This window comes from Luteimonas huabeiensis HB2 (assembly GCF_000559025.1).
GTDB lineage: Bacteria > Pseudomonadota > Gammaproteobacteria > Xanthomonadales > Xanthomonadaceae > Luteimonas > Luteimonas huabeiensis.
Genome location: NZ_JAAN01000005.1, coordinates 13,964 through 36,426, shown reverse-complemented (window position 1 = coordinate 36,426; position 22,463 = coordinate 13,964). Strand labels below are relative to the sequence as shown.

Annotated in this window: 25 protein-coding genes; 12 read left to right on the top strand and 13 right to left on the bottom strand. The window is 73.3% G+C overall.

What is annotated here, in order from left to right; genetic code table 11:
- Positions 1-68 precede the first annotated feature (68 nt).
- The 4 genes from Z164_RS0100825 to Z164_RS0100810 all read left to right on the top strand — a co-directional run bounded on the left by Z164_RS0100825 (position 69) and on the right by Z164_RS0100810 (position 3,395).
- A complete protein-coding gene (locus tag Z164_RS0100825; RefSeq protein WP_024888857.1) occupies positions 69-851 on the top strand; it encodes an SPOR domain-containing protein in 783 nt (260 codons plus the stop codon).
- 86 nt (positions 852-937) lie between these two features.
- Complete coding sequence (locus Z164_RS0100820; protein ID WP_024888856.1) at positions 938-1,519, top strand: hypothetical protein; 582 nt, start codon at positions 938-940, stop codon at positions 1,517-1,519.
- Entirely contained in the window at positions 1,516-2,268 is a 753-nt protein-coding gene (locus Z164_RS0100815) for an SDR family NAD(P)-dependent oxidoreductase (protein WP_024888855.1), read from the top strand. The genes Z164_RS0100820 and Z164_RS0100815 overlap by 4 nt, the downstream gene beginning before the upstream one ends.
- A gap of 116 nt (positions 2,269-2,384) precedes the next feature.
- Positions 2,385-3,395 carry a pyridoxamine 5'-phosphate oxidase family protein gene (locus Z164_RS0100810; RefSeq protein WP_024888854.1) on the top strand — a complete coding sequence of 337 codons (1,011 nt, stop codon included), beginning with the start codon at positions 2,385-2,387 and terminating at the stop codon, positions 3,393-3,395.
- Between the two features lie 10 nt (positions 3,396-3,405).
- Here the strand turns inward: Z164_RS0100810 and speA are convergent, their stop codons facing one another.
- From speA to Z164_RS23170, 3 genes are read right to left on the bottom strand one after another with little or no spacing between them, the layout of a single operon-like run.
- Positions 3,406-5,295, bottom strand: a complete 1,890-nt coding sequence (speA, locus tag Z164_RS0100805) for an arginine decarboxylase (RefSeq protein WP_024888853.1) — start codon at positions 5,293-5,295, stop codon at positions 3,406-3,408.
- A 35-nt stretch (positions 5,296-5,330) separates the two neighbouring features.
- Positions 5,331-6,701, bottom strand: a complete 1,371-nt coding sequence (locus Z164_RS21200; protein ID WP_236621731.1) for a M48 family metalloprotease — start codon at positions 6,699-6,701, stop codon at positions 5,331-5,333.
- Positions 6,701-7,174, bottom strand: a complete 474-nt coding sequence (locus Z164_RS23170; protein ID WP_024888851.1) for a hypothetical protein — start codon at positions 7,172-7,174, stop codon at positions 6,701-6,703. The genes Z164_RS21200 and Z164_RS23170 overlap by 1 nt, the downstream gene beginning before the upstream one ends.
- A 134-nt stretch (positions 7,175-7,308) precedes the next feature.
- On the opposite strand from Z164_RS23170, the gene speE reads away from it, so the two are divergent.
- The gene (gene speE / locus Z164_RS0100790) at positions 7,309-8,151 is read left to right on the top strand and encodes a polyamine aminopropyltransferase (RefSeq protein WP_024888850.1); all 843 of its coding nucleotides are present in this window, start codon (positions 7,309-7,311) and stop codon (positions 8,149-8,151) included.
- Positions 8,152-8,187: 36 nt separating this feature from the next.
- Here the strand turns inward: speE and Z164_RS0100785 are convergent, their stop codons facing one another.
- Positions 8,188-8,526, bottom strand: coding sequence for a P-II family nitrogen regulator (locus Z164_RS0100785; protein WP_024888849.1), 339 nt, complete (start codon positions 8,524-8,526; stop codon positions 8,188-8,190).
- Positions 8,527-8,708: 182 nt separating this feature from the next.
- Between Z164_RS0100785 and ubiK the strand changes: the two genes are divergently transcribed.
- Both ubiK and Z164_RS0100775 read left to right on the top strand, forming a co-directional pair.
- Complete coding sequence (gene ubiK, locus Z164_RS0100780) at positions 8,709-8,984, top strand: ubiquinone biosynthesis accessory factor UbiK (protein WP_024888848.1); 276 nt, start codon at positions 8,709-8,711, stop codon at positions 8,982-8,984.
- Positions 8,985-8,997: 13 nt separating this feature from the next.
- Positions 8,998-10,512 carry a YifB family Mg chelatase-like AAA ATPase gene (locus Z164_RS0100775; protein ID WP_024888847.1) on the top strand — a complete coding sequence of 505 codons (1,515 nt, stop codon included), beginning with the start codon at positions 8,998-9,000 and terminating at the stop codon, positions 10,510-10,512.
- A gap of 112 nt (positions 10,513-10,624) precedes the next feature.
- On the opposite strand, the gene aceA is transcribed toward Z164_RS0100775, so the two are convergent.
- Positions 10,625-11,923 (bottom strand): isocitrate lyase, encoded by a 1,299-nt coding sequence (gene aceA / locus Z164_RS0100770; RefSeq protein ID WP_024888846.1) that lies wholly within the window; start codon positions 11,921-11,923, stop codon positions 10,625-10,627.
- 45 nt (positions 11,924-11,968) lie between these two features.
- Positions 11,969-13,618 (bottom strand): malate synthase A, encoded by a 1,650-nt coding sequence (gene aceB / locus Z164_RS0100765; protein WP_425477199.1) that lies wholly within the window; start codon positions 13,616-13,618, stop codon positions 11,969-11,971.
- Between the two features lie 73 nt (positions 13,619-13,691).
- Here aceB and Z164_RS0100760 point away from each other — a divergent pair, with 73 nt between their 5' ends.
- The 3 genes from Z164_RS0100760 (at position 13,692) to Z164_RS0100750 (ending at position 15,464) form a co-directional block, all read left to right on the top strand.
- Entirely contained in the window at positions 13,692-14,660 is a 969-nt protein-coding gene (locus tag Z164_RS0100760) for a LysR family transcriptional regulator (RefSeq protein WP_024888844.1), read from the top strand.
- A gap of 75 nt (positions 14,661-14,735) precedes the next feature.
- Positions 14,736-15,164 (top strand): glutaredoxin family protein, encoded by a 429-nt coding sequence (locus Z164_RS0100755; RefSeq protein WP_024888843.1) that lies wholly within the window; start codon positions 14,736-14,738, stop codon positions 15,162-15,164.
- A gap of 87 nt (positions 15,165-15,251) precedes the next feature.
- Entirely contained in the window at positions 15,252-15,464 is a 213-nt protein-coding gene (locus tag Z164_RS0100750; protein ID WP_152540826.1) for a hypothetical protein, read from the top strand.
- A gap of 90 nt (positions 15,465-15,554) precedes the next feature.
- Here Z164_RS0100750 and Z164_RS0100745 read toward each other — a convergent pair whose 3' ends face one another.
- From Z164_RS0100745 to arfB, 3 genes are read right to left on the bottom strand one after another with little or no spacing between them, the layout of a single operon-like run.
- Positions 15,555-16,577: a hypothetical protein gene (locus Z164_RS0100745; RefSeq protein WP_024888841.1), complete on the bottom strand. Its 1,023-nt coding sequence runs from the start codon at positions 16,575-16,577 to the stop codon at positions 15,555-15,557.
- Positions 16,574-17,197, bottom strand: a complete 624-nt coding sequence (locus tag Z164_RS0100740) for a lysophospholipid acyltransferase family protein (protein WP_236621727.1) — start codon at positions 17,195-17,197, stop codon at positions 16,574-16,576. The genes Z164_RS0100745 and Z164_RS0100740 overlap by 4 nt, the downstream gene beginning before the upstream one ends.
- Positions 17,198-17,199: 2 nt before the next feature.
- Positions 17,200-17,613, bottom strand: a complete 414-nt coding sequence (gene arfB / locus Z164_RS0100735; RefSeq protein WP_024888839.1) for an alternative ribosome rescue aminoacyl-tRNA hydrolase ArfB — start codon at positions 17,611-17,613, stop codon at positions 17,200-17,202.
- A gap of 135 nt (positions 17,614-17,748) precedes the next feature.
- Here arfB and Z164_RS19665 point away from each other — a divergent pair, with 135 nt between their 5' ends.
- Both Z164_RS19665 and Z164_RS0100725 read left to right on the top strand, forming a co-directional pair.
- Entirely contained in the window at positions 17,749-18,489 is a 741-nt protein-coding gene (locus Z164_RS19665) for a YitT family protein (RefSeq protein ID WP_081770012.1), read from the top strand.
- Between the two features lie 68 nt (positions 18,490-18,557).
- Positions 18,558-19,055, top strand: coding sequence for a DUF2059 domain-containing protein (locus Z164_RS0100725; protein ID WP_024888837.1), 498 nt, complete (start codon positions 18,558-18,560; stop codon positions 19,053-19,055).
- 24 nt (positions 19,056-19,079) lie between these two features.
- On the opposite strand, the gene Z164_RS0100720 is transcribed toward Z164_RS0100725, so the two are convergent.
- From Z164_RS0100720 to Z164_RS21610, 4 genes are all read right to left on the bottom strand, one after another.
- On the bottom strand, positions 19,080-19,787 hold the full coding sequence (locus tag Z164_RS0100720; RefSeq protein ID WP_024888836.1) for a pseudouridine synthase: 708 nt from the start codon (positions 19,785-19,787) through the stop codon (positions 19,080-19,082).
- Between the two features lie 13 nt (positions 19,788-19,800).
- Positions 19,801-21,480: a ubiquinone biosynthesis regulatory protein kinase UbiB gene (gene ubiB / locus Z164_RS0100715; protein WP_024888835.1), complete on the bottom strand. Its 1,680-nt coding sequence runs from the start codon at positions 21,478-21,480 to the stop codon at positions 19,801-19,803.
- Positions 21,477-22,145, bottom strand: a complete 669-nt coding sequence (locus Z164_RS0100710) for a ubiquinone biosynthesis accessory factor UbiJ (protein ID WP_024888834.1) — start codon at positions 22,143-22,145, stop codon at positions 21,477-21,479. Before Z164_RS0100710 ends, ubiB begins: the two co-directional genes overlap by 4 nt.
- A 98-nt stretch (positions 22,146-22,243) precedes the next feature.
- Complete coding sequence (locus Z164_RS21610; protein ID WP_024888833.1) at positions 22,244-22,402, bottom strand: DUF1328 domain-containing protein; 159 nt, start codon at positions 22,400-22,402, stop codon at positions 22,244-22,246.
- Positions 22,403-22,463 lie beyond the last annotated feature (61 nt).

Here is a 22,463-nt window from a genome sequence, read left to right as displayed (position 1 = left end):
GGCTTCGGCATACACTAGAAACGTGATTCCGGTCGCGACGCGACCGACGATGCGAGGAACGGCAGGACGTGGCAGCAAGACGTGGCAGATCGCAGGCGCGGCGCAACGGCGGTTCGGGTGGCCTGCCCGGCTGGGCGTGGATGGTCATCGGCATCGTGCTGACCATCGCGGTGGTCATGCTGGCGCCGCGGTTGCTGAAGTCCGAGGGCGAGGACGGCTTCTACCGTCCGCGCGCCAACCCCGACGCGCAGCCGGCGCCGGCCACGGCCGGCGACGAGGAAGCGCCCGCCGCGCCGGCGCCCGCGCGCGGCAGCCAGGCGCCCGCCGCCGGGAGCGCGCCCGCACCGCTGCCCGCCACCGAGCCCGACTACGACTTCTACACCGTGCTGCCCGGCCAGGAAGTGCCGATGACCGACGCCGAGCTGGCCGCCAGCGCACGCGCGGAGGAAACCCGCAGGCAGCGCGAGGCCGCGCAGCGCAACGAGGACGCCGCCGAGCTGGCCCGGCCCGCGACTGCGGCCACGCCAGCCGCCACGCCCACGCCCGCGCCAGCCGCCGCGCCCGCGGTGCCGACCGCGCCCGCCGCGTCGGCGGCCGCCGCCCCGGCCGTCGCCGATGGCGCGCGCTACCTGCTGCAGGCCGGCTCCTTCAGCGCCTCGGGCGACGCCGAAGCGCTCAAGGCGCGGATCGCCCTGCTCGGGCTGTCGGCGCGGGTGGAATCGGGCAACGCCAACGGGCGTACCGTGTACCGCGTGCGCATGGGGCCCTACGGCAGCGCCACCGAGCTGGCCGACGCCAAGCAGAAGCTCGACAACGGCGGCCTGCCCGCGCTGCCGATCAAGGTGCAATAGCGCGCCCTGCCACCGTCTCGCCCCGTGCGGGCGATGGCGCATGGCCCGCGCGCTAAGCTATGCGCCGGTCACCGCATGCAGATCGGATGGAACGCCGTCGGCACCGCGCACATCGCCGCTCCCGCGCAGGCCTGCTCCTGTCGGCGCTGCTCGGCCTGGGCCTGACGCCCCTCGCCGCCGCCACCGAGCAGATCCCGGACACTCTCGTCGTGGATGGACAGGCGCGGCCGCTGCACGCCGAGCCGTTCGGCGCGCTGCTGGACCAGCCCGCGCACTGGGCGACCTTCCGGCGCCTGTTCGCACCGGCGCTCGGCGCCTGCACGGCCAACTGGCGCGGCTACAAGGCCTGGTGGGCGATCGAGGACGGCGAGCTGCGGCTGCAGCGGCTGGTCGCCGGCGCCTGCGGCCGGAACCCGCCCGAGGTGCCCCTGGACGCGTTCTTCCCGGGCGAGCGGGCGCCGGTGGCCGCGCGCTGGTACAGCGGCCAACTGCTCGTGCCGCTGGGCGAGCGCGGCGGCGACGACCACGCCGGGTATTCCGCGCGCTATCCGCGCTACCTGCTCCTCGACATCGACGCCGGCCGGGTAGTCGCCCGGCGCGAGATCTCCCACGACATGCTGGACGCGCTGCGCGCGCGTGCCCGCGCAGCACAGGACGACACCCCATGACCTCCACCCTCCTCGTCACCGGCGCCACCTCCGGCTTCGGCCGCGCCACCGCCGACCGCTTCGCGAGCGCCGGCTGGCGCGTGGTGGCCTGCGGACGGCGCGCCGAGCGCCTGCAGGCGCTGGTCGATGCGCACGGCGCCGAGCGCGTGCACGCGGCCGCGTTCGACGTCCGCGACGCGGACGCCATGGCCGCGGCGATCGACGCGCTGCCGGACGGCTTCCGCGACATCGACGTGCTGGTCAACAACGCCGGCCTCGCCCTCGGCACCGCGCCGGCGCAGCGCGCGAGCCTGGAGGACTGGCGCACGATGATCGACACCAACGTCGCCGCGCTGGCCACGCTGACCCACCGGCTGCTGCCGGTGCTGATCGCGCGTCGCGGCGTCATCGTCAACGTCAGCTCCGTGGCCGGCGTCTACCCCTACCCGGGCGGCAACGTCTACGGCGGCACCAAGGCCTTCGTCAGCCAGTTCTCGCTGGGCCTGCGCGCCGACCTGCACGGCACCGGCGTGCGCGTGACCGCGATCGAGCCGGGCATGGCCGAGACCGAGTTCACCCTGGTGCGCACCCACGGCGACCGCACCGCCTCGGACGCGCTCTACCGCGGCGCCCGGCCGATGACCGCCGAGGACATCGCCGAGCAGATCTTCCACGTCGCCACGCTGCCGCCGCACCTCAACATCAACCGGCTGGAGATCATGCCGGTCAGCCAGTCCTTCGCCGGCTTCCAGGTCGCGCGCGACGAGTGAGCGCCGCGGGCGCCGTGCGCGCTCGGCCATGCGCGCCTACAATGCGACCGGCGCGTCTCTCCCGCGCCCGGCCAGCCGCCGCCACGCCGTTCCGTCTTCGACCCGGAGCGCCGATCATGAGCGGCTACGTCACCGATCCCGAGCAACTGGAAGCCTGCGTCGGCCGCCTGCCGGGCCCGCGCGACCTGAAGGTCATCGACCACCTCGACCGCCACGCGATCGACTGGATCGCCGCCTCGCCCTGCGCGTTCGCGGTCTTCGGCGACGCGGCCGGCCTCGCGGTCACCGCCGCCGGCGGGGCGGCGGGATTCGCCCACGCGGAAGGCGAGCGCCGCCTGGCCTGGCCGGCGGAGGCGCTCGACGACCCTACCCTGGCGCGCGAGGGCGCCGGCGTCGGCACGCTGTTCCTCGTCCCCGGCCTCGGCGAGACGCTGCGCGTCAACGGCCGGGTCGGCGCCGTGGCCGGCGGCCGCATCGCGATCGAGGTCGAGGAGTGCTACCTGCATTGCGCCAAGGCCCTGATCCGCTCCGGCTTCTGGGCCGCCTCGCCGGCCGGCGAGGCGCCGCCGGCCGATCCGGCCACCCGGCTGGAGGCCAGCCGCTTCCTCGCCCTGGGCACGCTCGACGCCAGCGGACGCGCCGACCTCAGCCCCAAGGGCGATCCCGCGGGCGCGCTGCTGCGCCTGCGCGACGGCGCGGCCTGGTTTCCGGACCGCCCCGGCAACCGGCGGGTGGACAGCTTCCGCAACATCCTGGCGCAGCCGCGGGTGGCGGCGCTGGCGCTGGTGCCGGGCTCGCACGACGTCGTGCACCTGGCGGGCATCGCGCGGCTGTGCGCGGACGCGGACGCGTGCGCGCCGTTCGCGGTGGACGGCAAGACGCCGAAGCTGGCGACCCGCCTCGACGAGCCGCGCCTGCGCGCCTTCGCCAGCCCCGCGCTCGCCCGCGCGCGGCTGTGGCCGCTGCGGCCCACCACCGCGCGGCTGGACCCCGCCGAGATCTTCAGGGCGCACGTCGGCCTCAGCCGCGAGCGCGGCCTGCAGGCCGGCATGGCGCGCGCCGCGACTGCCGTGCCCGGGCTGCTGCGCCGCAGCCTGGACCGGGACTACAAGAAGAACCTGTACTGAGGCGGGCCGCTCAGCCCGGCGGCGAGTCGTCGAGGTAGGTGTAGCCGGTCAGCCCCGCCTCCAGCGCCTCGCGCAGGCGCGCGGCTTCCTCGCCCGGCAGGCCCGCGGCCTCGATCCGCGCGTCGTAGGCCGCGCGCAGGTCGTCGAGGCGGTAGCCGACGTAGTCGAGCATCACGTCGGTGGTGTCGCCGCGCCGCTGCTGCTGGATCGAGAAGCCGCCGTCCCCGGCGCGCACCTCGACCGCGTCGGTATCGCCGAACAGGTTGTGGATGTCGCCCAGGATCTCCTGGTAGGCGCCGACGAGGAAGAAGCCGAGCCGGTAGGCCTCGCCGGGCCGCAGCGGATGCAGCGGCAGCGAGCTGTCGAGGTCCTCGTTCTCCACGTAGGTATCGATCTGGCCGTCGGAATCGCAGGTGAGGTCGGCGATGATGCCGCGGCGCGCCGGCGCCTCGTCCAGCCGCTCGATCGGCACGATCGGGAACACCTGGTCGATCGCCCACACGTCCGGCATCGACTCGAAGATGCTGAAGTTGACGAAGTACTTGTCCACCAGCCGCTCGTTGAGCTCGTCGAGCAGCGGGCGATGGCTCTTCTCGTCGTAGGTCAGCCGCGCCTTCACCGCGTGGGCGATGGCGTAGAACAGATCGTCGATGCGCGCGCGGTGCACCAGGTCGAGCTGGCCCAGCGCGTACATCGCCAGGCCTTCGGCATGGTGGTGCTGCGCCTCGTGGAACAGCTCCACCGCGGGGCGCTCGGCCAGCTCGGCATGGATGTCGCGCAGGTGGCGGATCACCGCCGGCTCGTCGTCGTGCGGATCGGGCACGCGCCCTTCCGGCGCCCGCTCCACCTCCGACACGTTGGCCACCAGCACCGCATGGTGCGCGGTCATCGCGCGCCCGCATTCGGTGAAGATGCGCGGCGGCGCCAGGCCGTGCTCGGCGCAGGCCTGCGCCAGCGGCTGCACGATGCTGCCGGCGTACTGGCGCATGCCGTAGTTGACCGAGTTGTAGCTGCGCGAGCGGGTACCCTCGTAGTCGATGCCCAGCCCGCCACCCACGTCCACGTAGTCGATGCGCGCGCCGAGCCTGGACAGCTCCACGAAGTAGCGCGTGGCCTCGCGCATGCCGCTGGCGATGTCGCGCACGTTGGAAATCTGCGAGCCCATGTGGAAGTGCAGCAGCTGCAGGCAGCCGCTGCGGCCGGCGTCGCGCAGGGACTTCCACAGGTCGAGCAGCTGCCGCGGCGACAGCCCGAACTTGGCCTTGTCGCCGCCGGAGTTCTGCCACTTGCCCGACCCCAGCGAGGCCAGCCGCATGCGCACGCCGAGCACCGGCTCCACGCCCAGCGCGGCCGCCTCCTCCATCACCAGCGGCAGCTCCGACGGCTTCTCGATGACGATGAAGGTCTGCAGGCCCAGCTTGCGCCCGATCAGCGCCAGCCGGATGTACTCGCGGTCCTTGTAGCCGTTGCACACCACCACGCCGCCGGGCCGGCTGAGCGCCAGCACCGCCATCAGCTCGGGCTTGCTGCCGGCTTCCAGGCCGAAACCCTCGCCGTGGTGGGCGGCCAGCGTGCCGGCGACCGCGGCGTGCTGGTTGACCTTGATCGGATAGACCGCGGTATAGCCGCCGGCGTAGTCCCAGTCGGCCTGCGCCTGCGCGAACGCGGCCTGCAGCTGGCGCAGGCGCTCGCCCAGGATCTGCGGAAAGCGCAGCAGCAGCGGCAGGCTCGCGCCCTGCGCGAGCGCCGCGTCCACCACCTCCGGCAGCGCCAGCGCGGCGCCGCCGGCGCCGGCCGGCCGCACCAGCACGCGGCCGGCCGCGTCGACGTCGAAATAGCCTTCCGACCAGTGCGGGATCGAATAGGTCTTGCGGGCTTGGTCGATGGACCAGGCGGTCATGGGCGGATCCGGGAAGACGGCGGGGGCGGTAGATTCTAGCGCCCCGGCCGCAACGGCTCGCCCGCGGCCTTCTTCACCCGCCGCGCCACGATGCGGCGGCCGCTGCCGGTGACCACGACGAACGAACCGGGCAGCGCCAGCGCGTCGGCGACCGCCTGCAGCTTCGCGGACTCGCGCGCCACCAGGCCGCGCCACTTCAGCAGCAGCACGAAGTGCGGCAGGCCGTCGGGATCGGCGTCGATGCGCTTGCGCGCCACCCAGGCCGCGCCGATCCCGCCCACGCCGGCCAGCGCCGCCTCAAGCGCCGCGAGCTGCGCCGCATCGAGCCCGTGCGGCAGGAACGCGTCGCGCAGGGTCAGCACGCCGCGCGCATGCGCCGAGCGCGCGCGCTCGGCGTCCAGCCGGGCCCAACGCGCGCGCACCTCGTCCAGCCCCGCATCGTCGCCGACGCGACGGTAATGCAGCTCCAGGTGATGCAGCGCAAGTTCCGTACAGCCCGGGTCCAGCCGCATGGCTTCCTTCAGGTGCCCGATGCCGGTCGCGTCGCCGCGCTCGAGCAGCAGCGCGCCGAGCTGGCCGTGGGCGTCGGCGCGGTCGGGCGCGCGCGCCAGCGCCGCCCGGAACAGCGCCAGCGCGTCGGCCTCCGGGCGCAGCGCTGCGCTCAGGCGGGCGAATTCGACCGCCTCGTCGGCGGTGCGCGACGTCGCCCCTTCCAGCGCCTCCAGCCGCGCGACGTCCTGCGCGTGTTGGCGATGACGCTCCTCCCACACCGGGGCCACGCCCTGCCGCCAGTCCTCGCTGAAGCGCGCCTCCAGCGCCGGCAGCAGGTCGCCGAGCAGCGCCTCGGCCGCGCTCTGCGCCGGCGCCGGCGCCGCGCCCGGCTCCACCCCCAGCGCCGCCAGGCGCTGCGCGAGCGTGGGATGGGTGTCCTCGTAGTCGGCGGCGCGCGCGAGCAGCTGCGGCAGCCAGGCCGGATCGCCCGCATCGCGCAGGCTGGCGGCCATGTCGCGGTAGAGCCCCGGCGGCGGCGCGGCGCGCTCCGGGATCGAACGCTCCAGCGCCGGCCAGAACTCCCGCTGCAGCCGCAGCGCGCCCAGCTCGCAACGCACCAGCGCTTCGCCGACCACGCGCGGCCCGACCGCCTTCGCGGCCTCGGCATCGGCGCGGTACTCGGCGGCGCGCGCCAGCGCGAAGCTGTAGGCGTCGAAATAGGGCGCGTACCAGCCGAAGAACTTCACGAACGCCGCGTTGAGGCCCGATCGCTGCGCGGCGAGCGCGTCCAGCAGGCGGTACCAGCTCGTGCGTACCCGATAGATCCAGCCGGAGAAGCGGGCATCGCCGCCGCCGAAGTGCCCGAACTCGTGGGCCACCACCGCGGCGAACTGCTCGCGCCCGAGCGATTGCATCAGCGGCAGGCCCAGCACCAGGTAGTGGCGGTGGCCGAGCAGACCCATCGCCCGCGGCACGCTGGCCGCGGCGGCGTTGAACTCGCCGTCGATGACGATGCCGGCCAACCGCGGCGCGCGCGTGCGCGCGCGCAAGCGCTCGATCTCGGCCTGCAGCAGCGGCGCCTCGTGCGCCCGCAGGCGGTGACCCTCCGGCGGCGACAACGTACCCACAGCGCGCGCAGCAGCAGCCAGCCCAGCGCGACCGGGATCCACACCAGCTTGGCCAGCTTGAGCAGCAGCAGCGGGCTGATCGCCAGCAGCGCCAGCACCAGCCCCGCGGACATGCCGAACGCGGCCAGCAGCGCGCCGCCCAGCACCGCGAACCCCAGCGCCGCCAGCAGCGCCACCTTGGCCCGGTAGCGCCCGGGCGCCTCGCGCGCCTGCGCCTCCAGCCGCTCCACCAGCTCCCGATACGCCTGCACCGACGCCATGTCCGCCCCCGTTCCGTCATCCCCACCGTCTATCGTAGACGGCCCGGCGCCGCGGCGCTTCGCTACAATGCGCCCCCCGCCGCGGCCAGCCGCTCCACGTCCGCCGCTCCTCCGCCCGCCACGAGACCGCCCGCATGACCGCCAACTGGATCCACGAGACGTTCGAGCGCACCGGCTCGTCCATCGGCTTCCGCATCGAGCGCAAGCTCGACGAGGTGCAGTCGCCGTTCCAGAAGATCGAGATCTACCAGACCACCGACTGGGGCCGGCTGATGCTGATCGACGGCGCGGTCATGCTGACCTCGCGCGACAACTTCCTCTACCACGAGATGATGTCGCACCCGGCGCTGTTCACCCATCCCGACCCGAAGCGCGTGGTCATCATCGGCGGCGGCGACTGCGGCACCCTGCGCGAGGTGCTCAAGCACCCCGGCGTGGAACGCGCGGTGCAGTGCGACATCGACGAGCAGGTCACGCGGATGTCGGAGAAGCACTTCCCGGAGCTGTGCGAATCCAACGGCGACCCGCGCGCCGAGTTGCTGTTCGACGACGGCGTCGCCTACATGGCCAACGCGCCCGCCGACAGCCTCGACCTGGTCATCGTCGACTCGACCGATCCGGTCGGCCCCGCCGAAGGGCTGTTCAACCGCGCCTTCTACGCCTCCTGCTTCCGCGCGCTGAAGGCCGACGGCCTGCTGGTGCAGCAGTCGGAATCGCCGCTGGCGCTGCTGGACCTGATCGCCGAGATGCGCGCGGAGATGCGCGCGGCAGGCTTTGCCGCATTCCAGACCCTGCCGTTCCCGCAACCCTGCTACCCGACCGGCTGGTGGTCGTGCACGCTGGCGCGCAAGTCCGGCGGCTTCGATTTCCGCGAGGCCGACGCGCGCGCCAAGGCGTTCGAGACCCGCTACTACAGCGCCGACGTGCACCGCGGCGCGCAGGCGCTGCCGCCGTTCGTCGCGGCCGGGCTGGACTGAAGTCCTCAGCGGCGCCGCGCCCGCGCGCGGCGGCCGCTACAGCGCATCGGTATCCAGCTCGCCCGTGCGGATGCGGATCGCCCGCTCCAGGGCGTGCACGAACACCTTGCCGTCGCCGATCTTGCCGGTGCTGGCCGCCTTCAGGATCGCCTCGACCACGCCGTCGGCCTGGTCGTCGGCCACCGCGATCTCGATCTTCAGCTTGGGCAGGAAATCGACCACGTACTCCGCGCCGCGGTAGAGCTCGGTGTGCCCCTTCTGGCGGCCGAAGCCCTTGACCTCGGTGACGGTCATGCCGGTCACGCCGGCGTCGGCCAGCGCTTCGCGCACGTCGTCGAGTTTGAAGGGCTTGATGATCGCCACGACCATCTTCATCACGCGATCTCCATCGGAACCGGCCGCAGCATAGCGCACCGCCCCTCCGCGCGACGGCCGTTACAATGCGACGCCCCATCGATCCCGAGCGTTCGGATTATTCCTACGGCACGTCGCGTTTCGCCCCGACGGCGCTCGCGTCCGCTTCCGGGCATGCTGGGATCGAACCCGGAGACTCCCCCATGATCGACCTCACCCACATCGACGAACTCGCCCGCCGCCTCAGCGGCCTGGTCCCCGCTTCGCTGCGCGACAGCCGCGACGAGATCCAGGAGAACTTCAAGGCGGTCCTGCAGTCGGGCCTCGGCAAGCTCGATCTGGTCACCCGCGAGGAATTCGAGGTGCAGCGCGCGGTGCTGCTGCGCACCCGCGAGAAACTCGAGGCGCTGGAGCAGGCCGTGCAGTGGCTGGAGGCCGAACTGGCCCGCGGCGGCCAGCCGGAAGCGTCCGCCCACTGACGCGTTTTCCGTCATGGGGCTCGCACTCGTGCATGGACGCGCGCGTGCCGGGGTGACCGCGCCTGCGGTGCAGGTCGAGGTCCACCTCGCCGGCGGCCTGCCCTCCATGTCCATCGTCGGCCTCCCTGAGGCGGCCGTACGCGAAGCCAAGGACCGGGTGCGCGCGGCGATCCAGTGCGCGCAGTTCGAGTTCCCGGCGCGCCGCATCACCGTCAACCTGGCGCCGGCGGACCTGCCCAAGCACGGCGGCCGCTTCGACCTGCCGATCGCCCTGGGCATCCTCGCCGCCAGCGGCCAGATCCCCGCCGAACCGCTGCGCGACACCGAGTTCCTCGGCGAACTGGGCCTGACCGGCGAACTGCGCCCGGTGGACGGCGCGCTGCCCGCCGCGCTGGCGGCTGCCGGCGCCGGGCGACGGATGGTCGTGCCCGCGGCCAACGCGCCGGAGGCCGCGCTGGCGCACCGGGTGGAGGTGCTGGCGGCGCGCACCCTGCTGGAGGTCTGCGCGATGCTGCACGGGCGCAAGGCGCTGCCGCCGGGCGTCGCCCCGCGCGCCGCGGCCGCCGCAGTGCCGGACATGCACGACGTCCGCGGCCAGCACCGCGCCCGGCGCGCACTGGAGATCGCCGCCGCCGGCGGTCACCATCTGCTGCTGGTGGGCCCGCCCGGCTGCGGCAAGACCCTGCTGGCCTCGCGCCTGCCCGGGTTGCTGCCCGCGCCGGCCGAGGACGAAGCGCTGGAAGCGGCCGCCGTGGCCTCGGTGAGCGGCCGCGGGCTCGATCCCGCGCGCTGGCGCGTGCGCCCCTTCCGCGCCCCGCACCACACCGCCAGCGCGGTGGCGCTGGTGGGCGGCGGCAGCGAGCCGCGCCCCGGCGAGATCTCGCTGGCGCATCACGGCGTGCTGTTCCTCGACGAATTGCCGGAATGGGAGCGCCGCGCGCTGGAAGTGCTGCGCGAGCCGCTGGAATCGGGCGTGGTGACGATCTCGCGCGCCGCACGCCAGGTCGAGTTCCCGGCCCGCTTCCAGCTGGTGGCGGCGATGAACCCCTGCCCTTGCGGTTGGGCCGGCGATCCGTCCGGGCGCTGCCGCTGCCCGCCCGATGCGATCCGCCGCTATCGCGCGCGCATCTCGGGGCCGCTGCTGGACCGCATCGACCTGCAACTCGAGATCCCGCGACTGCCCGCATCCGAACTGCGTCCCGACGCGCCGCCCGGCGAGGCGAGCGCGGCGATCCGCCGGCGCGTGGAAGCCGCGCGCGACCGGCAGCTCGCGCGCGCCGGCCGCTGCAACGCGCGCCTGGACCAGGCGGCCACCCTGGCGTCTTGCCGGCTCCAGGCCGCCGACCAGGCCCTGCTGGAGCGCGCGGTCGAATCGCTGCAGCTCTCGGCGCGCGCCATGCACCGCTGCCTGCGCGTGGCCCGCACCATCGCCGATCTCGACGGTCGCGAGGCGATCGGCACCGCGCACCTGACCGAAGCCCTGGCCTATCGCGGTTTCGGCACCGCCGAGCCCGCCGCAGCGGCCTGAGCGGCGCCGGCGGCGCGCACGCCCTCGGCACGCGACTGAGGGCCCGTATCGCGTCCGGCGCCGCCCATCCCTGCGGCGGCGCCAGCCGCGCCCCTCCCGGACATCGCCGCGCTCAGGCCGCGGCGCGGCCCTGGAACTGCTCCTCCTCGGTGGAGCCGGTCAGCGCGGTGGTCGAGGACTGGCCGCGCTGGATCGTCTGCGTCACCGTGTCGAAGTAGCCGGTACCCACCTCGCGCTGGTGGCGCACCGCGGTGAAGCCCTTGTCCGCGGCCGCGAACTCGGCCTCCTGCAGCTCCACGAACGCGCTCATCTGCCGCCGCGCATAGCCGTGGGCCAGGTTGAACATGGAGTAGTTCAGCGCGTGGAAGCCGGCCAGGGTGATGAACTGGAACTTGTAGCCGTAGGCCGCGATCTCCCTCTGGAACTTCGCGATCGTGGCGTCGTCCAGGTTCTTCTTCCAGTTGAAGCTCGGCGAGCAGTTGTAGGCCAGCAGCTTGCCGGGATACTTGGCATGGATCGCCTCGGCGAACTTGCGCGCGAACGCCAGGTCCGGCTTGCCGGTCTCGCACCACACCAGGTCGGCGTAGGGCGCGTAGGCCAGGCCGCGGCTGATCGCCTGGTCCAGGCCCTTGCGGGTCTTGTAGAAGCCTTCCGCGGTGCGTTCGCCGGTGCAGAACGGCCGGTCGTTGTCGTCCACGTCGGAGGTCAGCAGGTCGGCGGCCTCGGCGTCGGTGCGCGCGATCAGGATCGTTGGCACCCCGCACACGTCGGCGGCCAGGCGCGCGGCGACCAGCTTGTCGATCGCCTCCTTGGTCGGCACCAGCACCTTGCCGCCCATGTGGCCGCACTTCTTCACCGAGGCCAACTGGTCCTCGAAATGCACGCCGGCCGCGCCGGCCTCGATCATGCCCTTCATCAGCTCGAAGGCGTTGAGCACGCCGCCGAAGCCGGCCTCGGCGTCGGCGACGATCGGCTGCAGGAAGTCGATGCTGTCGTCGCCCTCGGCGTGGTGCAGCTGGTCGGCGCGCAGCAGGGTGTTGTTGATCCGGCGCACCACCTGCGGCACCGAGTTGGCCGGGTACAGCGACTGGTCGGGATACATCTCGCCGGCGAGGTTGGCGTCGGCGGCCACCTGCCAGCCCGATAGGTAGATCGCCTTCAGCCCGGCCTTGACCTGCTGCATGGCCTGGTTGCCGGTCAGCGCGCCCAGCGCGTTGACGAAGTCCTCGGTCTGCAGCGAATTCCACAGCTTCTCGGCGCCCAGGCGCGCCAGGGAATGCTCCACCGCGACGGTGCCGCGCAGGCGCACGACGTCCTCGGCGGTGTAGGGGCGGGCGACGCCGTGCCAGCGCGGGTGGGTGTTCCAGTCGCGTTCGATCTCGGCGGCGGTCGGCAGTGGGGTCCGGCTCATGGCGTGTCTCCGTGGAGGAAGGGAAAGCGCCCCGCTGGGGGCGGGTCAGTCGATGCGTTCGTAGGCGGGCAGGGTCAGGAAGTCGGCCAGCACGTCGGCACGGGTGAGGCGCTCGAGTACGCCGATCGCCTCCGGCACGCGGTCCAGGCCCGGCGGGCGCTCGCGCGCCAGCCGCGAGGGCAGGCCCAGCAGCACCGCCTCGAACAGCACGAAATCGACCGGGGTGCCGTCGTCCAGGCACAGCGGCTCGCTGCCCGGCGCGTCGGCGTGGTGCAGCCATTGCCACAGCTGCGCGCGCGCGATCTCGGCGGTGGCGGCGTCCTCCATCATTCCGTGGATGGGCACGCAACCATTGCCCGAAAGCCAGGCGGCGAGGTAGCGCACGCAGACCTCGACGTTGTTCTCGAAGCCCTTGCGGCCGATCGAGCCCAGCGGCGGCGCGATCAGCTCGTCGCGGCCGACCAGCACGTCCTCGCGGCCCACGTGCTGCTGGTGGGGCGTCGGCATGCGCTCGTCGAAGATCGCGCGCGCCAGCGGGATCAGCGCCGGGTGCGCGACCCAGGTGCCGTCGTGACCGGCGGTCACCTCGCGCAGCTTGTCGGCGCGCACGCGCGCCATCGCCTCCTCGTTGGCGGCGGCGTCGCCGGCGATCGGGATCTGCGCGGCCATGCCGCCCATCGCGTGCGCGCCGCGGCGGTGGCAGGTCTGGATCAGCAGCTCCGAGTAGGCCCTCAGGAACGGCTGGGTCATCGTGACCTGGCCGCGCTCGGGCAGCACGCGGTCGCGGTGGCGGCGGAAGGTCTTGATGTAGGAGAAGATGTAGTCCCAGCGCCCGCAGTTCAGGCCGGCGACGCGCGAGCGCAGCGCGTAGAGGATCTCGTCCATCTCGAACGCCGCCGGCAGCGTCTCGATCAGCACCGTGACCTTGATCGTGCCGGCGGCCAGCCCAAGCGCCTTTTCCAGCGCCGCCAGCACCTCGTCCCACAGCTGCGCCTCCTCCATCGACTGCAGCTTGGGCAGGTACAGGTACGGGCCGCGGTCGCGGGCGGCCAGCGCCTTGCCGTTGTGAAAGGCGAACACCGCCGCGTCGAACAGCGCGCCGGACAGGCGCACGCCGTCGATCAGCACGTGCTTCTCGTCGAGGTGCCAGCCGCGCGGGCGCACGATCAGCACCGCGCGTTCCGCCTCCGGGCGCAGCGCGTAGCGCTTGCCGCCGGCGCCTTCGAAGGTCAGCGTGCCGGCCACCGCGTCGCGCAGCGCGCGCTGGCCGGCGATCAGGTTCGGCCAGGTCGGCGCGGTGGAGTCCTCGAAGTCGGCCATGTAGCAGTTGGCGCCGGAGTTCAGCGCGTTGATGACCATCTTCGGATCGACCGGGCCGGTGATCTCCACCCGGCGGTCCTGCAGCGCCGCCGGCAGCGGCGCCACCCGCCACTCGGACTCGCGGATGGCACGGGTGTCAGCGCGGAAGTCGGGCAGCTCGCCGGCATCGAAGCGGGCCTGTCGCGCCTCGCGGGCCGCCAGCAGCGACTGCCGGCGAGGCTCGAAGCGGCGGTGCAGGTCGGTCAGCAGGGCCAGGACCGGCGCGCCGAGCACGTCGTCCGGCGCCCCGGCGGGACAGTGGACGGCTTCGGGGGCGGGCTTGAGGACTGCGGACATGGAAGGCACTCCATGGGCTGTGGGGGGTGTACCCAACATCCGCCGGGGTACAGTATTGATCAAGCCAGTTTTATCAATCCGACCTATAAGTTCAGCTCATAAGGAGTCGAATTTGCCCAGGAAACAGGCACCTGCGCCCCGCTTTGCGTACAAGGGCGACCGCCTGAAGCCCCTGCGCGCGTTCTGCCAGGTGGCCCGCCTGGGCTCGGTTTCGCGCGCCGCCGAGACGTTGTTCCTGAGCCAGCCCGCGGTAACGCTGCAATTGCAGGCGCTGGAACGCGACCTCGGCGTGCGCCTGCTCGAGCGCAGCGGGCGCCGGCTGCTGCCGACCCGCGAAGGCGAGGCGCTCTACGAACTGGCGCGGCCGCTGGTCGAGGCGCTGGACGCGCTGCCCGCGGCGTTCCAGAACCAGTTGCGCGGCATGGACGGCGGCGAGCTGCGCATCGCCGCCGGCGCCTCGACGATCCTGCACCTGCTGCCGCCGATCGTGGACGCCTACCGCCGCGCGCAACCGGAAGTGCGGCTGAGCCTGGACAACGTCACCGGCGCCGGCGGCCTCGACCTGCTGCGCTCCGACGCCGTCGATCTCGCCGTCGGCTCGATGCTGGAGGTGCCTTCCGACCTCGACTACGCGCCGGTCTACCGTTTCGACCCGATGCTGATCGCGGCGCCGGACCACCCGCTGGCCCGCAAGCCCACGCTACAGCTGGAGGATCTCTCGCCCTACGGCCTGATCCTGCCACCGCGGCGGCTGACCACCTACCGGCTGGTGGACGCGGTGTTCCACCAGCACCGCGTGCCCTACACCGTCGCCCTGGAGGTCGGCGGCTGGGAGGTGATCAAGCAGTACGTGGCGATGGGCATGGGCATCAGCATCGTCACCGCCATCTGCCTGGGCGAGGCCGACCGCGAACGCCTGGCCGCGCGTTCGCTGGCGCGATGGTTCCCGCAGCGCAGCTACGGCGTGGTCGTGCGCAAGGGCAAGTACCTCTCCCCGCAGGCGCGCGCCTTCGTCGAGCTGATCAAGCCGGGGCTGTTCACCCGCCGCGACTACTACGACAGCGGGCACTCGGAGCGCTGAAGCCGCGGCGCAGCATGCGCGGGCACACGTCGGCGGCTAAGGTAGCCACATCGGACAATCGAAGGGGAAAAATCCATGGACGGACACCGGACGCGGCGCGGACGCACTCGACTGCTCCTCGCGCTGTTCGCGCTCGCCTGCGTCGGGCTGGGCGCGCTCACCGGCCGCATGCTCGTATCCCGCGGCAGCGCGCCGTCTCCCTCGCCGGAGGGCATGGTCGTCGAGGCGGCGGACAACCGGCGACTGATGGAAGGCTCGCGCCACGCGATGATCCTGTACTCGCAACCGGCCTGTGTTGCCAGCGCGCACGCGCGCGATTGGCTGACCCGTCACGGCGTGGATTTCGAGGAACGGGTGATAGAGGAATCCAACGCCCCGTGGCGGGAAGCCAAGGCCATGGACGCGCGCATGACGCCCTTCATGGTTACCGCGACCCACAGGATCCAGGGTTTCGATCCCGCGCGCATGGACGAGTTAGCGGGCGATCTCCAGGTCGCGCATTGAGCGCCCGCTGCGCTGCAAGGTGCGCGTCTGAGAGCGACGTACTAACGTCGCACGCGCCTCAATGAGGAGGCCTACAGGAAGATGACCATGACCAGGATGAAGCGGTTCTATCTTTCCCTCGCAGGCGCCGCGCTGTTCTCGCTGAGTGCGGCGTTCACTGCGATCGCTACAGGCCCTGCGGCCCAGGCGGCCGAGTGCGACTCAGGATGCGTGCGCACCTGCCAGACGGGATGCGCCCCCGATGACACCCTGTGTCGCGAGTTCACCTGCTATCGGAACTGCGGCTGCATCGTGCCCTGAGCTCTACAGGAGCGGCGCGCGCCTTGCGCGCGCCGCCCGCTTCAGCGCGTGGCCAGCTAACCGACCGCCGAGCTGACGAACGCGGTCGCATCACGGCGCGACGAACGCCCGCTCGCTGCAGGCCTCGCGGGTGAGGCCGTGGTGGATCGACGCGATGCGGCCGGAGGCCCTCCCGTCCGGTACGGATGCCATCGCGGCGGGCTCCGGAATGCGCGCGCCCGGCGGCAGCCGGTCGGTCGCCTCGGCGAGGATCTCGTCGAGGCGGACGCGCAGCGGATGCGGCTCCGGAAGCGCGGCCATCGCCGGGTGCGCCAGCGCGGCCTGCGCCCAGGCCAGCGCCCGCCCCGGATCCTCGGGCAGGGTCTGCTCCAGCAACGTCGGGAATGGCCCCTGCCCCGGCAGGCCGCCCAGGTACCCGGCGGCGAGCGCGGCTGCCGACTCCAGGTCGCCCGCCGCCGCCGCGCGACGCGCCATGACCTCCGCCTCCCGCCGGTAGATCTCGAGCTGCGGCAGCACGGCCATGATCTCGCGTACGCGGAACGCATGGCCGATCGCGTAATGCCGCATCGAGGGGAGATGGCCCGCCAGCGCCGCCTGCCGCGCATAGCGCACGCGTTCGGCGGGCGGCGGGGGCGCCACGTCCGCGCAATGCGCCAGCGCCTGTTCCCGCTCGGCCAGCGCGGCGCGAATGCGCTTGGGCATTTCGGCGTCCGTCTCGCCATCCTCCGTGCGGTGCGCGGCCATCCGCTCGGCCTGGTCCAGGGCACGCCGCAGATGCTGCACCAACTCTCGCGCCTGGTCGCAATGATCCGCCTCGGCGACCAGCCGGCAGGCCGCCAGCGGATCGCCCGCATCCGCGCGTGCGCGCAGTTCGTCCGCCGCCAGCCGCAGCGGCCGTTCCAGCGGCGGCAGGTCGGGCCACGACCGTGGTGCGGCGCCACCGGCCTGCGAACGCGGCAGCGCCGCCGGGGCTGCGGCCGCCCCGGCATCGGCGGCCCTGGGCCTGCCGGCGGCGTCGGCGCCTGGCCGCGTCCACCACCAGGCGGCGCAAACGGCCAGCGCGATCGCAGCCAGGATCAGCGCCGCGCGCGTGGATGCGGTCGCTCTCTTCATACCGTCCCGCGGTTCTTGCCCATCCACGGGCGGTACCAGGCGCGCAGTTCGGCCATGTCGGCGGCCATGTCGTCGCTGGGGTAGAACAGCGGGCCGATGCCGATGATGCGGTCGGGATAGTGGAAGTACATGCGCAGCACCGGCACGTCGGCGGCCTTGGCGATCTTCCAGAAGCCGGACTTCCAGCGCTCCACGCGCGCGCGGGTGCCTTCCGGCGCCAGGGCGTACCAGAGCCGGTCGTGGCTGCGGATGAGCTGCGCGGCCTGCTCGATCACGCCGCTGGCCTTGGCGCGGTCCACCGGGATCACGCCCAGCCTGCGCAGCAGGAAGCCCAGCCCCGGCACCCGGAACAGCGAATCCTTGCCCAGGATGCGCAGGTCCAGGCCGATCGCGGCCTTGGCGCTGAAGGCCCACAGCCCGTCCCAGTTGGACGAGTGCGGCGCGCCGATCAGCACCAGCTTCGGGATGTCCGGGAACTCGCCGACCATGCGCCAGCCCCCGAGCCGCAGGATCGTGCGGCCGAGCCAGCGGGTAAAGCGGTTGGGCTTCACCCGCGGCGCGCTGGGCGGCAGCGGGATGAGGATGTCGTCGCGGCGTTCGGGTTCGGGTGGGTACTGCAAGGTCATTCGCTCCAGTCGCGGCGGCCGCGGCCGCGCTTGACGTCGCCGCGCACGCGCTTCTCGTCGAGCCGGCGCCGCTTGGCCGCGCGGGAAGGCCGGGTGGCGATGCGCGGCGCGGGCGCGTGCAGGCCCGCGTCCAGGAACGCCTGCAGGCGGGCGCGTGCGTCCTCGCGGTTGCGTTCCTGGGTCCGGTAGCGCTGTGCGTTGATCACCAATACCCCGGCGTCGGTGACGCGGCGGTCGCGGCGCGCGAGCAGGCGCGCGCGCACGGCCTCGTCCAGCGAAGGGGAGCCGGCGATGTCGAAGCGCAGCTCCACCGCGGTGGACACCTTGTTCACGTTCTGCCCGCCGGGACCGCTCGCGCGCACGAAGCGCTCGACGATCTCGTCCTCGCCCACCCGGACGCCTCCGCTCATGCGGGGCGTGCGGACCGCGCGGTCCTGCGGCGGGTGGCGGGCGGATACGTCATGGGCGACGACGGCGGGGGCGAACGGGGATTGTCGTGGCAGCGGCGGCCTGCGATCATGCTGCGCCGCAACATCGACACCCGCATGACACGCCCGCCCGTGCCCCCGGCCCGCCAGGCGCCCGCCGACGGGTCCGGCGCGACCGCGCCCGCCGGCGGCGCGCATCCGCCGGTCACGTCCGGCCCGCTGACCCCGCCGCCCGATTCGGCCGGCACCGCCGCCGCGCGCACGCGCGATCGCCACACGCCGGCCGAGGACGTGCAGGGCCTGCTGCTGGCCACGCTCACCGCCTCGCTGGGCCTGGCCGTGTTCGCGCACGGCGGGCTGATCATCGGCGGCATGGCCGGCGTGGCGCTGATGCTGCACCACGCGCTGGGCTGGCCGTTCGGCACCATGTTCATCGTGGTCAACCTGCCCTTCTACTGGCTGGCGCTGCGCCGCATGGGCTGGGAGTTCACCCTCAAGACCTTCGCGGCGGTGGCCGCGGTCGGCCTGCTCGCCGATCGCCTGCCGGACTGGGCCGGCTACGCGCACATGAGCCCGCTGTATGCGGCGGTGGTCGGCGGCGCGCTGACCGGGCTGGGGATCCTGTTCTTCATCCGCCATCGCGCCAGCCTGGGCGGGCTGGGCATCCTCGCGGTGTACCTGCAGCGCAGCCGTGGCTGGAGCGCGGGCAAGGTGCAGATGGCCTTCGATGCCGCCCTGATGGCCTGCGCGCTGCTGCTGTTCGAGCCCCGGCAGGTGCTGTACTCGGCGCTGGGCGCGCTGGTGCTGAGCCTGGTGCTGATGTTCAACCATCGGCCCGGGCGCTACATGGGCGTATGAGCGCGATTTGACGCCGGGCCGGCCGCCCCCGAACATCGTAGCCCCACAGGCCCGCAGGGAATGCCGTCATGAACCGTCGTCTGCACCGTTTCGTCCTCGCCGCCGCGCTCGTCCTGGCGCCCGCCGCCGCCTTCGCCCAGCAGGCCACCGCCGCCCAGGTGGACCGGCTGATGGAGGTCATGCGCGCGCGCGAGACGGTGGATGCGATCCTGCCGCAGGTCGAGCTCTCGCAGCAGCAGATGGTCGCCCAGCTCACCGCCGGCCAGCAGCTCGATGACGCCCAGAAGGCGCAGATCGACCAGCAGATCCGTCGCACCAACGCACGCATCCGCGAGGCGCTGTCGTGGGAACGCCTGCAGCCGCTCTACCGCGACATCTACACCCAGACCTTCACCGGCGAGGACGTGGACGCGATGATCGCGTTCTATTCCAGCGAGGCCGGGCAGAAGCTGCTCGACAAGATGCCGCAGCTGATGCAGAACACCATGGCCGCCGTGCAGCGGCTGGTGATGCCGATGCTGCAGGAAATGGAGCAGGACCTGCGCGAGGCCGCCTCGAAGAAGTGACCGACCGCCGGCGCGTTCGCGCGCCTACGCGCCGCCGGCCTCGAACAGCGCCAGCGCGCGCGCGAACTCGCCCGTGGGCGGCGCCTCGATCCGCAGCCGCCCGCCGTCGCCGGGGTGGCGGAACGCCAGCGCTTCGGCGTGCAGCAGCATGCGGTGGATACCCAGCGCGCGGAACGTGCGGTTGTGGCGGCCGTCGCCGTGGCTGGTATCGCCGATGAGGTGGTGCGAGGCGTGCTTGAGGTGGCGGCGGATCTGGCGGAAACGCCCGGTCGTCGGGCGCGCGCGCAGCAGCGCGTAGCGCGAGGTCGGAAAGGCCCCGGCCGGCACCGGCAGCTCCAGCGTGGCCAGGCGCACGAACTCGGTGACCGCCGGCTTCTTCTGCGGTTTGCCGGGCCCGCCGTCGAGCGGGTGATCGACGACGAACGCCGGCTCCGGCCAGCCGCGGCACACCGCCAGGTACTGCTTGTCCACTTCGCGCGACATCAGTTGCTCGCCCAGCGCCGCCGCGCTCGCGCGGTCGAAGGCCACCAGGACGCAGCCGCTGGTGGCGCGATCGAGCCGGTGCGCGAGGAAGACCGGGCGCCCGAACTGCGCGCGCAGGCGATCGACCAGGAAGTCGGACTCGCCGCCGGTCAGCCGGCTGTCGTGCATGGCCACGCCGGCCGGCTTGTCGACCACCGCCAGCGCATCGTCGGCATACAGCACCGGGACTTCGCCCGCTGGCGCGTTCATCCGTCCGCGCGATTCAACGGCCGCGACGCGGCCACGCGGCGAGCCCGGCCCACAGCCCGGCCAGCGCGGCGACCCAGGCCGCCGCCGGCGCGCCGGCCAGCGCGGGGCCGCCGGCGTCCAGCGCGTACAGCACCGAGGCGGCGATCAGCAGCCCCACGCAGAGGATCGCCGCGACCACCCGCCGCTGCAGCGCCTGCACGCCGGCGGCGAGCGAGGCGAGGTCCTGCGAGCGCATGCGCAGCTCGTGGCGGCCCTCGACCTGCTGCTTCAGCCAGGCGTGCACCAGCGCCGGCATCTCCGGGGCGTGCGTGGCCAGCTCCGGCAGGCGGCGGCGGAATTCGCCGGCCAGCCGGCGCGGGCTGTAGCGCTCGCGCAGGATGTCCTCCAGCACCGGCCGCGCCACCGCCCAGATGTCGATGCGCGGATCGAGCAGCCGGCCGAGCCCCTCGATCGACAGCAGCGTCTTCTGCAGCAGGATCAGCTGCGGCTGCAGCGTCAGCTCGTAGCGCTGGGCGGTGCGGAACAGCTTGCCCAGCACCTCGGCCAGCGAGATCTCCGACAGCGGCCGGGTGAAGTAGGGCTCGCAGACCGCGCGCGCGGCCGCTTCCAGTTCGTCGATGCGGATGTGCGCGGGCATCCAGCCCGCCTCCACGTGCAGCTCGGCGATGCGGCGGTAGTCGCGGTTGAAGATCGCCATGAAGTTCTCGGCGAGGTAGTACTGGTCCTGGCGCGAGAGCTGGCCGACGATGCCGAAGTCGAGCGCGATGAAGCGCGGGTCGCGCGCGCGCGCCGGGTCGGGATCGACCCAGATGTTGCCGGCGTGGGCGTCGGCGTGGAAGAAGTTGTCGCGGAAGACCTGCGCGTAGAACACCCGCACGCCGCGCGCGGCGAGCGCGCGGCGGTCGATGCCGGCGGCATCGAGCGCGGCGATGTCGTCGCTGGGGATGCCGCGCACGCGCTCGAGGGTCAGCGCGCGCTCGGCGGTATGGCTCCAGATCACCTCCGGCACGTACAGCTCGGCCGATCCGCTCCAGTTGCGCCGCAGCACCGAGGCGTTGGCGCCTTCGCGCTGCAGGTCCAGCTCGGCGGCCAGCGTGGTCTCGATCTCGGCGACGATCTCGCGCGGGCGGATCTTGTCGGCGTTGGGATGGGTGCGCGCCACCAGCGCCGCCACCCGGCGCAGCAGCGCGATGTCGGCGGCGATGCGCGCCTCCACCCCGGGGCGCAGCACCTTGACCACCACCTCGCGCCCCGGCGCGCCGTCGGGCCCGTGCAGCGCGGCCGCGTGCACCTGGGCGATCGAGGCGGAGGCCAGCGGCCGGGTGTCGAACCGGGCGAAGGCGACGTCGATGTCGCGGCCGAGCGCGCGCTCGACGATCGCGCGCGCGTCCTCGCCGTCGAAGGGCGCCACCCGGTCCTGCAGCAGGGCCAGTTCCTCGGCCACCGGCGGCGGCACCAGGTCGCGGCGGGTCGAGAGGATCTGGCCGAACTTGACGAAGATCGGCCCCAGCTCCTCCAGCGCCAGCCGCAGCCGCGCGCCGGGCGGCAGCGCGGCGATCTCGCGCGACGCGCGCGGCACGAACGGCCGCATCAGCCGCAGCCAGCGTTCGGCCGGGGTTCCGGCCAGCAGTTCGTCGAGGCGGTAGCGGAGCAGGACGCGGCCGATGCGCAGGGCGCGCAGCGCGGCGCTCACGGCGCCGGTCCCTGCGCCGTCCCGCCGCGCGCGGCGGCCGAGGCGCGCAGGCGCCGCACCCGCGCATCGAGCCGGTCCACGCCCTCGCGCAGCGCGTCCACGTCGTCCAGGAACGCCTCCAGCTCGGCGCGCGCGACCAGATCGCGCGATTCCTCGGTCAGGAACTCGGCGCCGCTCTCGGCGAGATTGCGGCCGGCCACCCGCGCGCGCCGCAGGGCCCCGGCCAGCGCCTCGGCGACCTGCACGCCGAGCACGTCGCCGAACACGTTCGCGAACGGGCGTTGCCAGTCGGGATCGAAACCGCGCGCCAGGCCCTGCAGGCGCCGCGCGAGCTCGGCGTCGCCGGCGATGCGCACGCGACCGGTCGCGGTGGCGCCGCGGCGCTGCAGGAACGGCAGCTGGCCGATCAGCGCGCCGAGCGTGCCCCGCACCGCGAGATCGGGCTCCGGCCCGCCGGCCGGGCCGACCCGCAGGCGGCCGCCCTCGACGTCGATCCGCAGCGCCAGCGCCGGCGACTCGACCTCCAGGACGACGTGGCGGCCGTCGAGCGCGCGCAGCGCGTCGCGGGTATCGGGATCGAGCGCGATCGCGCGGTTCAGCGCCTGCTCGAGCAGGTGCCCGGCGAGCGGCTTCCAGGCGAACGGAAAGGACGGGGTGTCGGCCATGCCGGCATTGTAGCGGCGCGCGCGCGCGCGGCCGCCGGCCCGGAACGCGAAAAGGCCCGCCGGGGGGCGGGCCTTGGCGACGGCGTCGCGGCGGCGGGTCAGACCCGTCGGCCGCGGATCATCGAGATCACCGCCAGCACCAGGAACACGACGAACAGGATCCAGGCGATGTTGGTCGCGGCGCCGGCGATGCCGCTGAAGCCGAGCACGGCGGCGACGATGGCGATGACGAAGAAGATGACGGCATAGCTGAGCATCGGTGCGGTCTCCCAATCCGGCCGGAAGTGGCGTGGCCCCATCCTGTTGGCGCCGCGGTGG

Bases quoted from the DNA above. Each gene is read 5' to 3' on its own strand.
- Z164_RS0100820 (WP_024888856.1), top strand. From the start codon at position 938: ATGGAACGCCGTCGGCACCGCGCACATCGCCGCTCCCGCGCAGGCCTG.
- Z164_RS0100815 (WP_024888855.1), top strand. From the start codon at position 1,516: ATGACCTCCACCCTCCTCGTCACCGGCGCCACCTCCGGCTTCGGCCGC.
- Z164_RS0100810 (WP_024888854.1), top strand. From the start codon at position 2,385: ATGAGCGGCTACGTCACCGATCCCGAGCAACTGGAAGCCTGCGTCGGC.
- speA (WP_024888853.1), bottom strand. From the start codon at position 5,295: ATGACCGCCTGGTCCATCGACCAAGCCCGCAAGACCTATTCGATCCCG.
- Z164_RS21200 (WP_236621731.1), bottom strand. From the start codon at position 6,701: ATGCAATCGCTCGGGCGCGAGCAGTTCGCCGCGGTGGTGGCCCACGAG.
- Z164_RS23170 (WP_024888851.1), bottom strand. From the start codon at position 7,174: ATGGCGTCGGTGCAGGCGTATCGGGAGCTGGTGGAGCGGCTGGAGGCG.
- speE (WP_024888850.1), top strand. From the start codon at position 7,309: ATGACCGCCAACTGGATCCACGAGACGTTCGAGCGCACCGGCTCGTCC.
- Z164_RS0100785 (WP_024888849.1), bottom strand. From the start codon at position 8,526: ATGAAGATGGTCGTGGCGATCATCAAGCCCTTCAAACTCGACGACGTG.
- ubiK (WP_024888848.1), top strand. From the start codon at position 8,709: ATGATCGACCTCACCCACATCGACGAACTCGCCCGCCGCCTCAGCGGC.
- Z164_RS0100775 (WP_024888847.1), top strand. From the start codon at position 8,998: ATGGGGCTCGCACTCGTGCATGGACGCGCGCGTGCCGGGGTGACCGCG.
- aceA (WP_024888846.1), bottom strand. From the start codon at position 11,923: ATGAGCCGGACCCCACTGCCGACCGCCGCCGAGATCGAACGCGACTGG.
- aceB (WP_425477199.1), bottom strand. From the start codon at position 13,618: ATGTTGGGTACACCCCCCACAGCCCATGGAGTGCCTTCCATGTCCGCA.
- Z164_RS0100755 (WP_024888843.1), top strand. From the start codon at position 14,736: ATGGACGGACACCGGACGCGGCGCGGACGCACTCGACTGCTCCTCGCG.
- Z164_RS0100750 (WP_152540826.1), top strand. From the start codon at position 15,252: ATGACCAGGATGAAGCGGTTCTATCTTTCCCTCGCAGGCGCCGCGCTG.
- Z164_RS0100745 (WP_024888841.1), bottom strand. From the start codon at position 16,577: ATGAAGAGAGCGACCGCATCCACGCGCGCGGCGCTGATCCTGGCTGCG.
- arfB (WP_024888839.1), bottom strand. From the start codon at position 17,613: ATGAGCGGAGGCGTCCGGGTGGGCGAGGACGAGATCGTCGAGCGCTTC.
- Z164_RS19665 (WP_081770012.1), top strand. From the start codon at position 17,749: ATGACACGCCCGCCCGTGCCCCCGGCCCGCCAGGCGCCCGCCGACGGG.
- Z164_RS0100725 (WP_024888837.1), top strand. From the start codon at position 18,558: ATGAACCGTCGTCTGCACCGTTTCGTCCTCGCCGCCGCGCTCGTCCTG.
- Z164_RS0100720 (WP_024888836.1), bottom strand. From the start codon at position 19,787: ATGAACGCGCCAGCGGGCGAAGTCCCGGTGCTGTATGCCGACGATGCG.
- Z164_RS0100710 (WP_024888834.1), bottom strand. From the start codon at position 22,145: ATGGCCGACACCCCGTCCTTTCCGTTCGCCTGGAAGCCGCTCGCCGGG.
- Z164_RS21610 (WP_024888833.1), bottom strand. From the start codon at position 22,402: ATGCTCAGCTATGCCGTCATCTTCTTCGTCATCGCCATCGTCGCCGCC.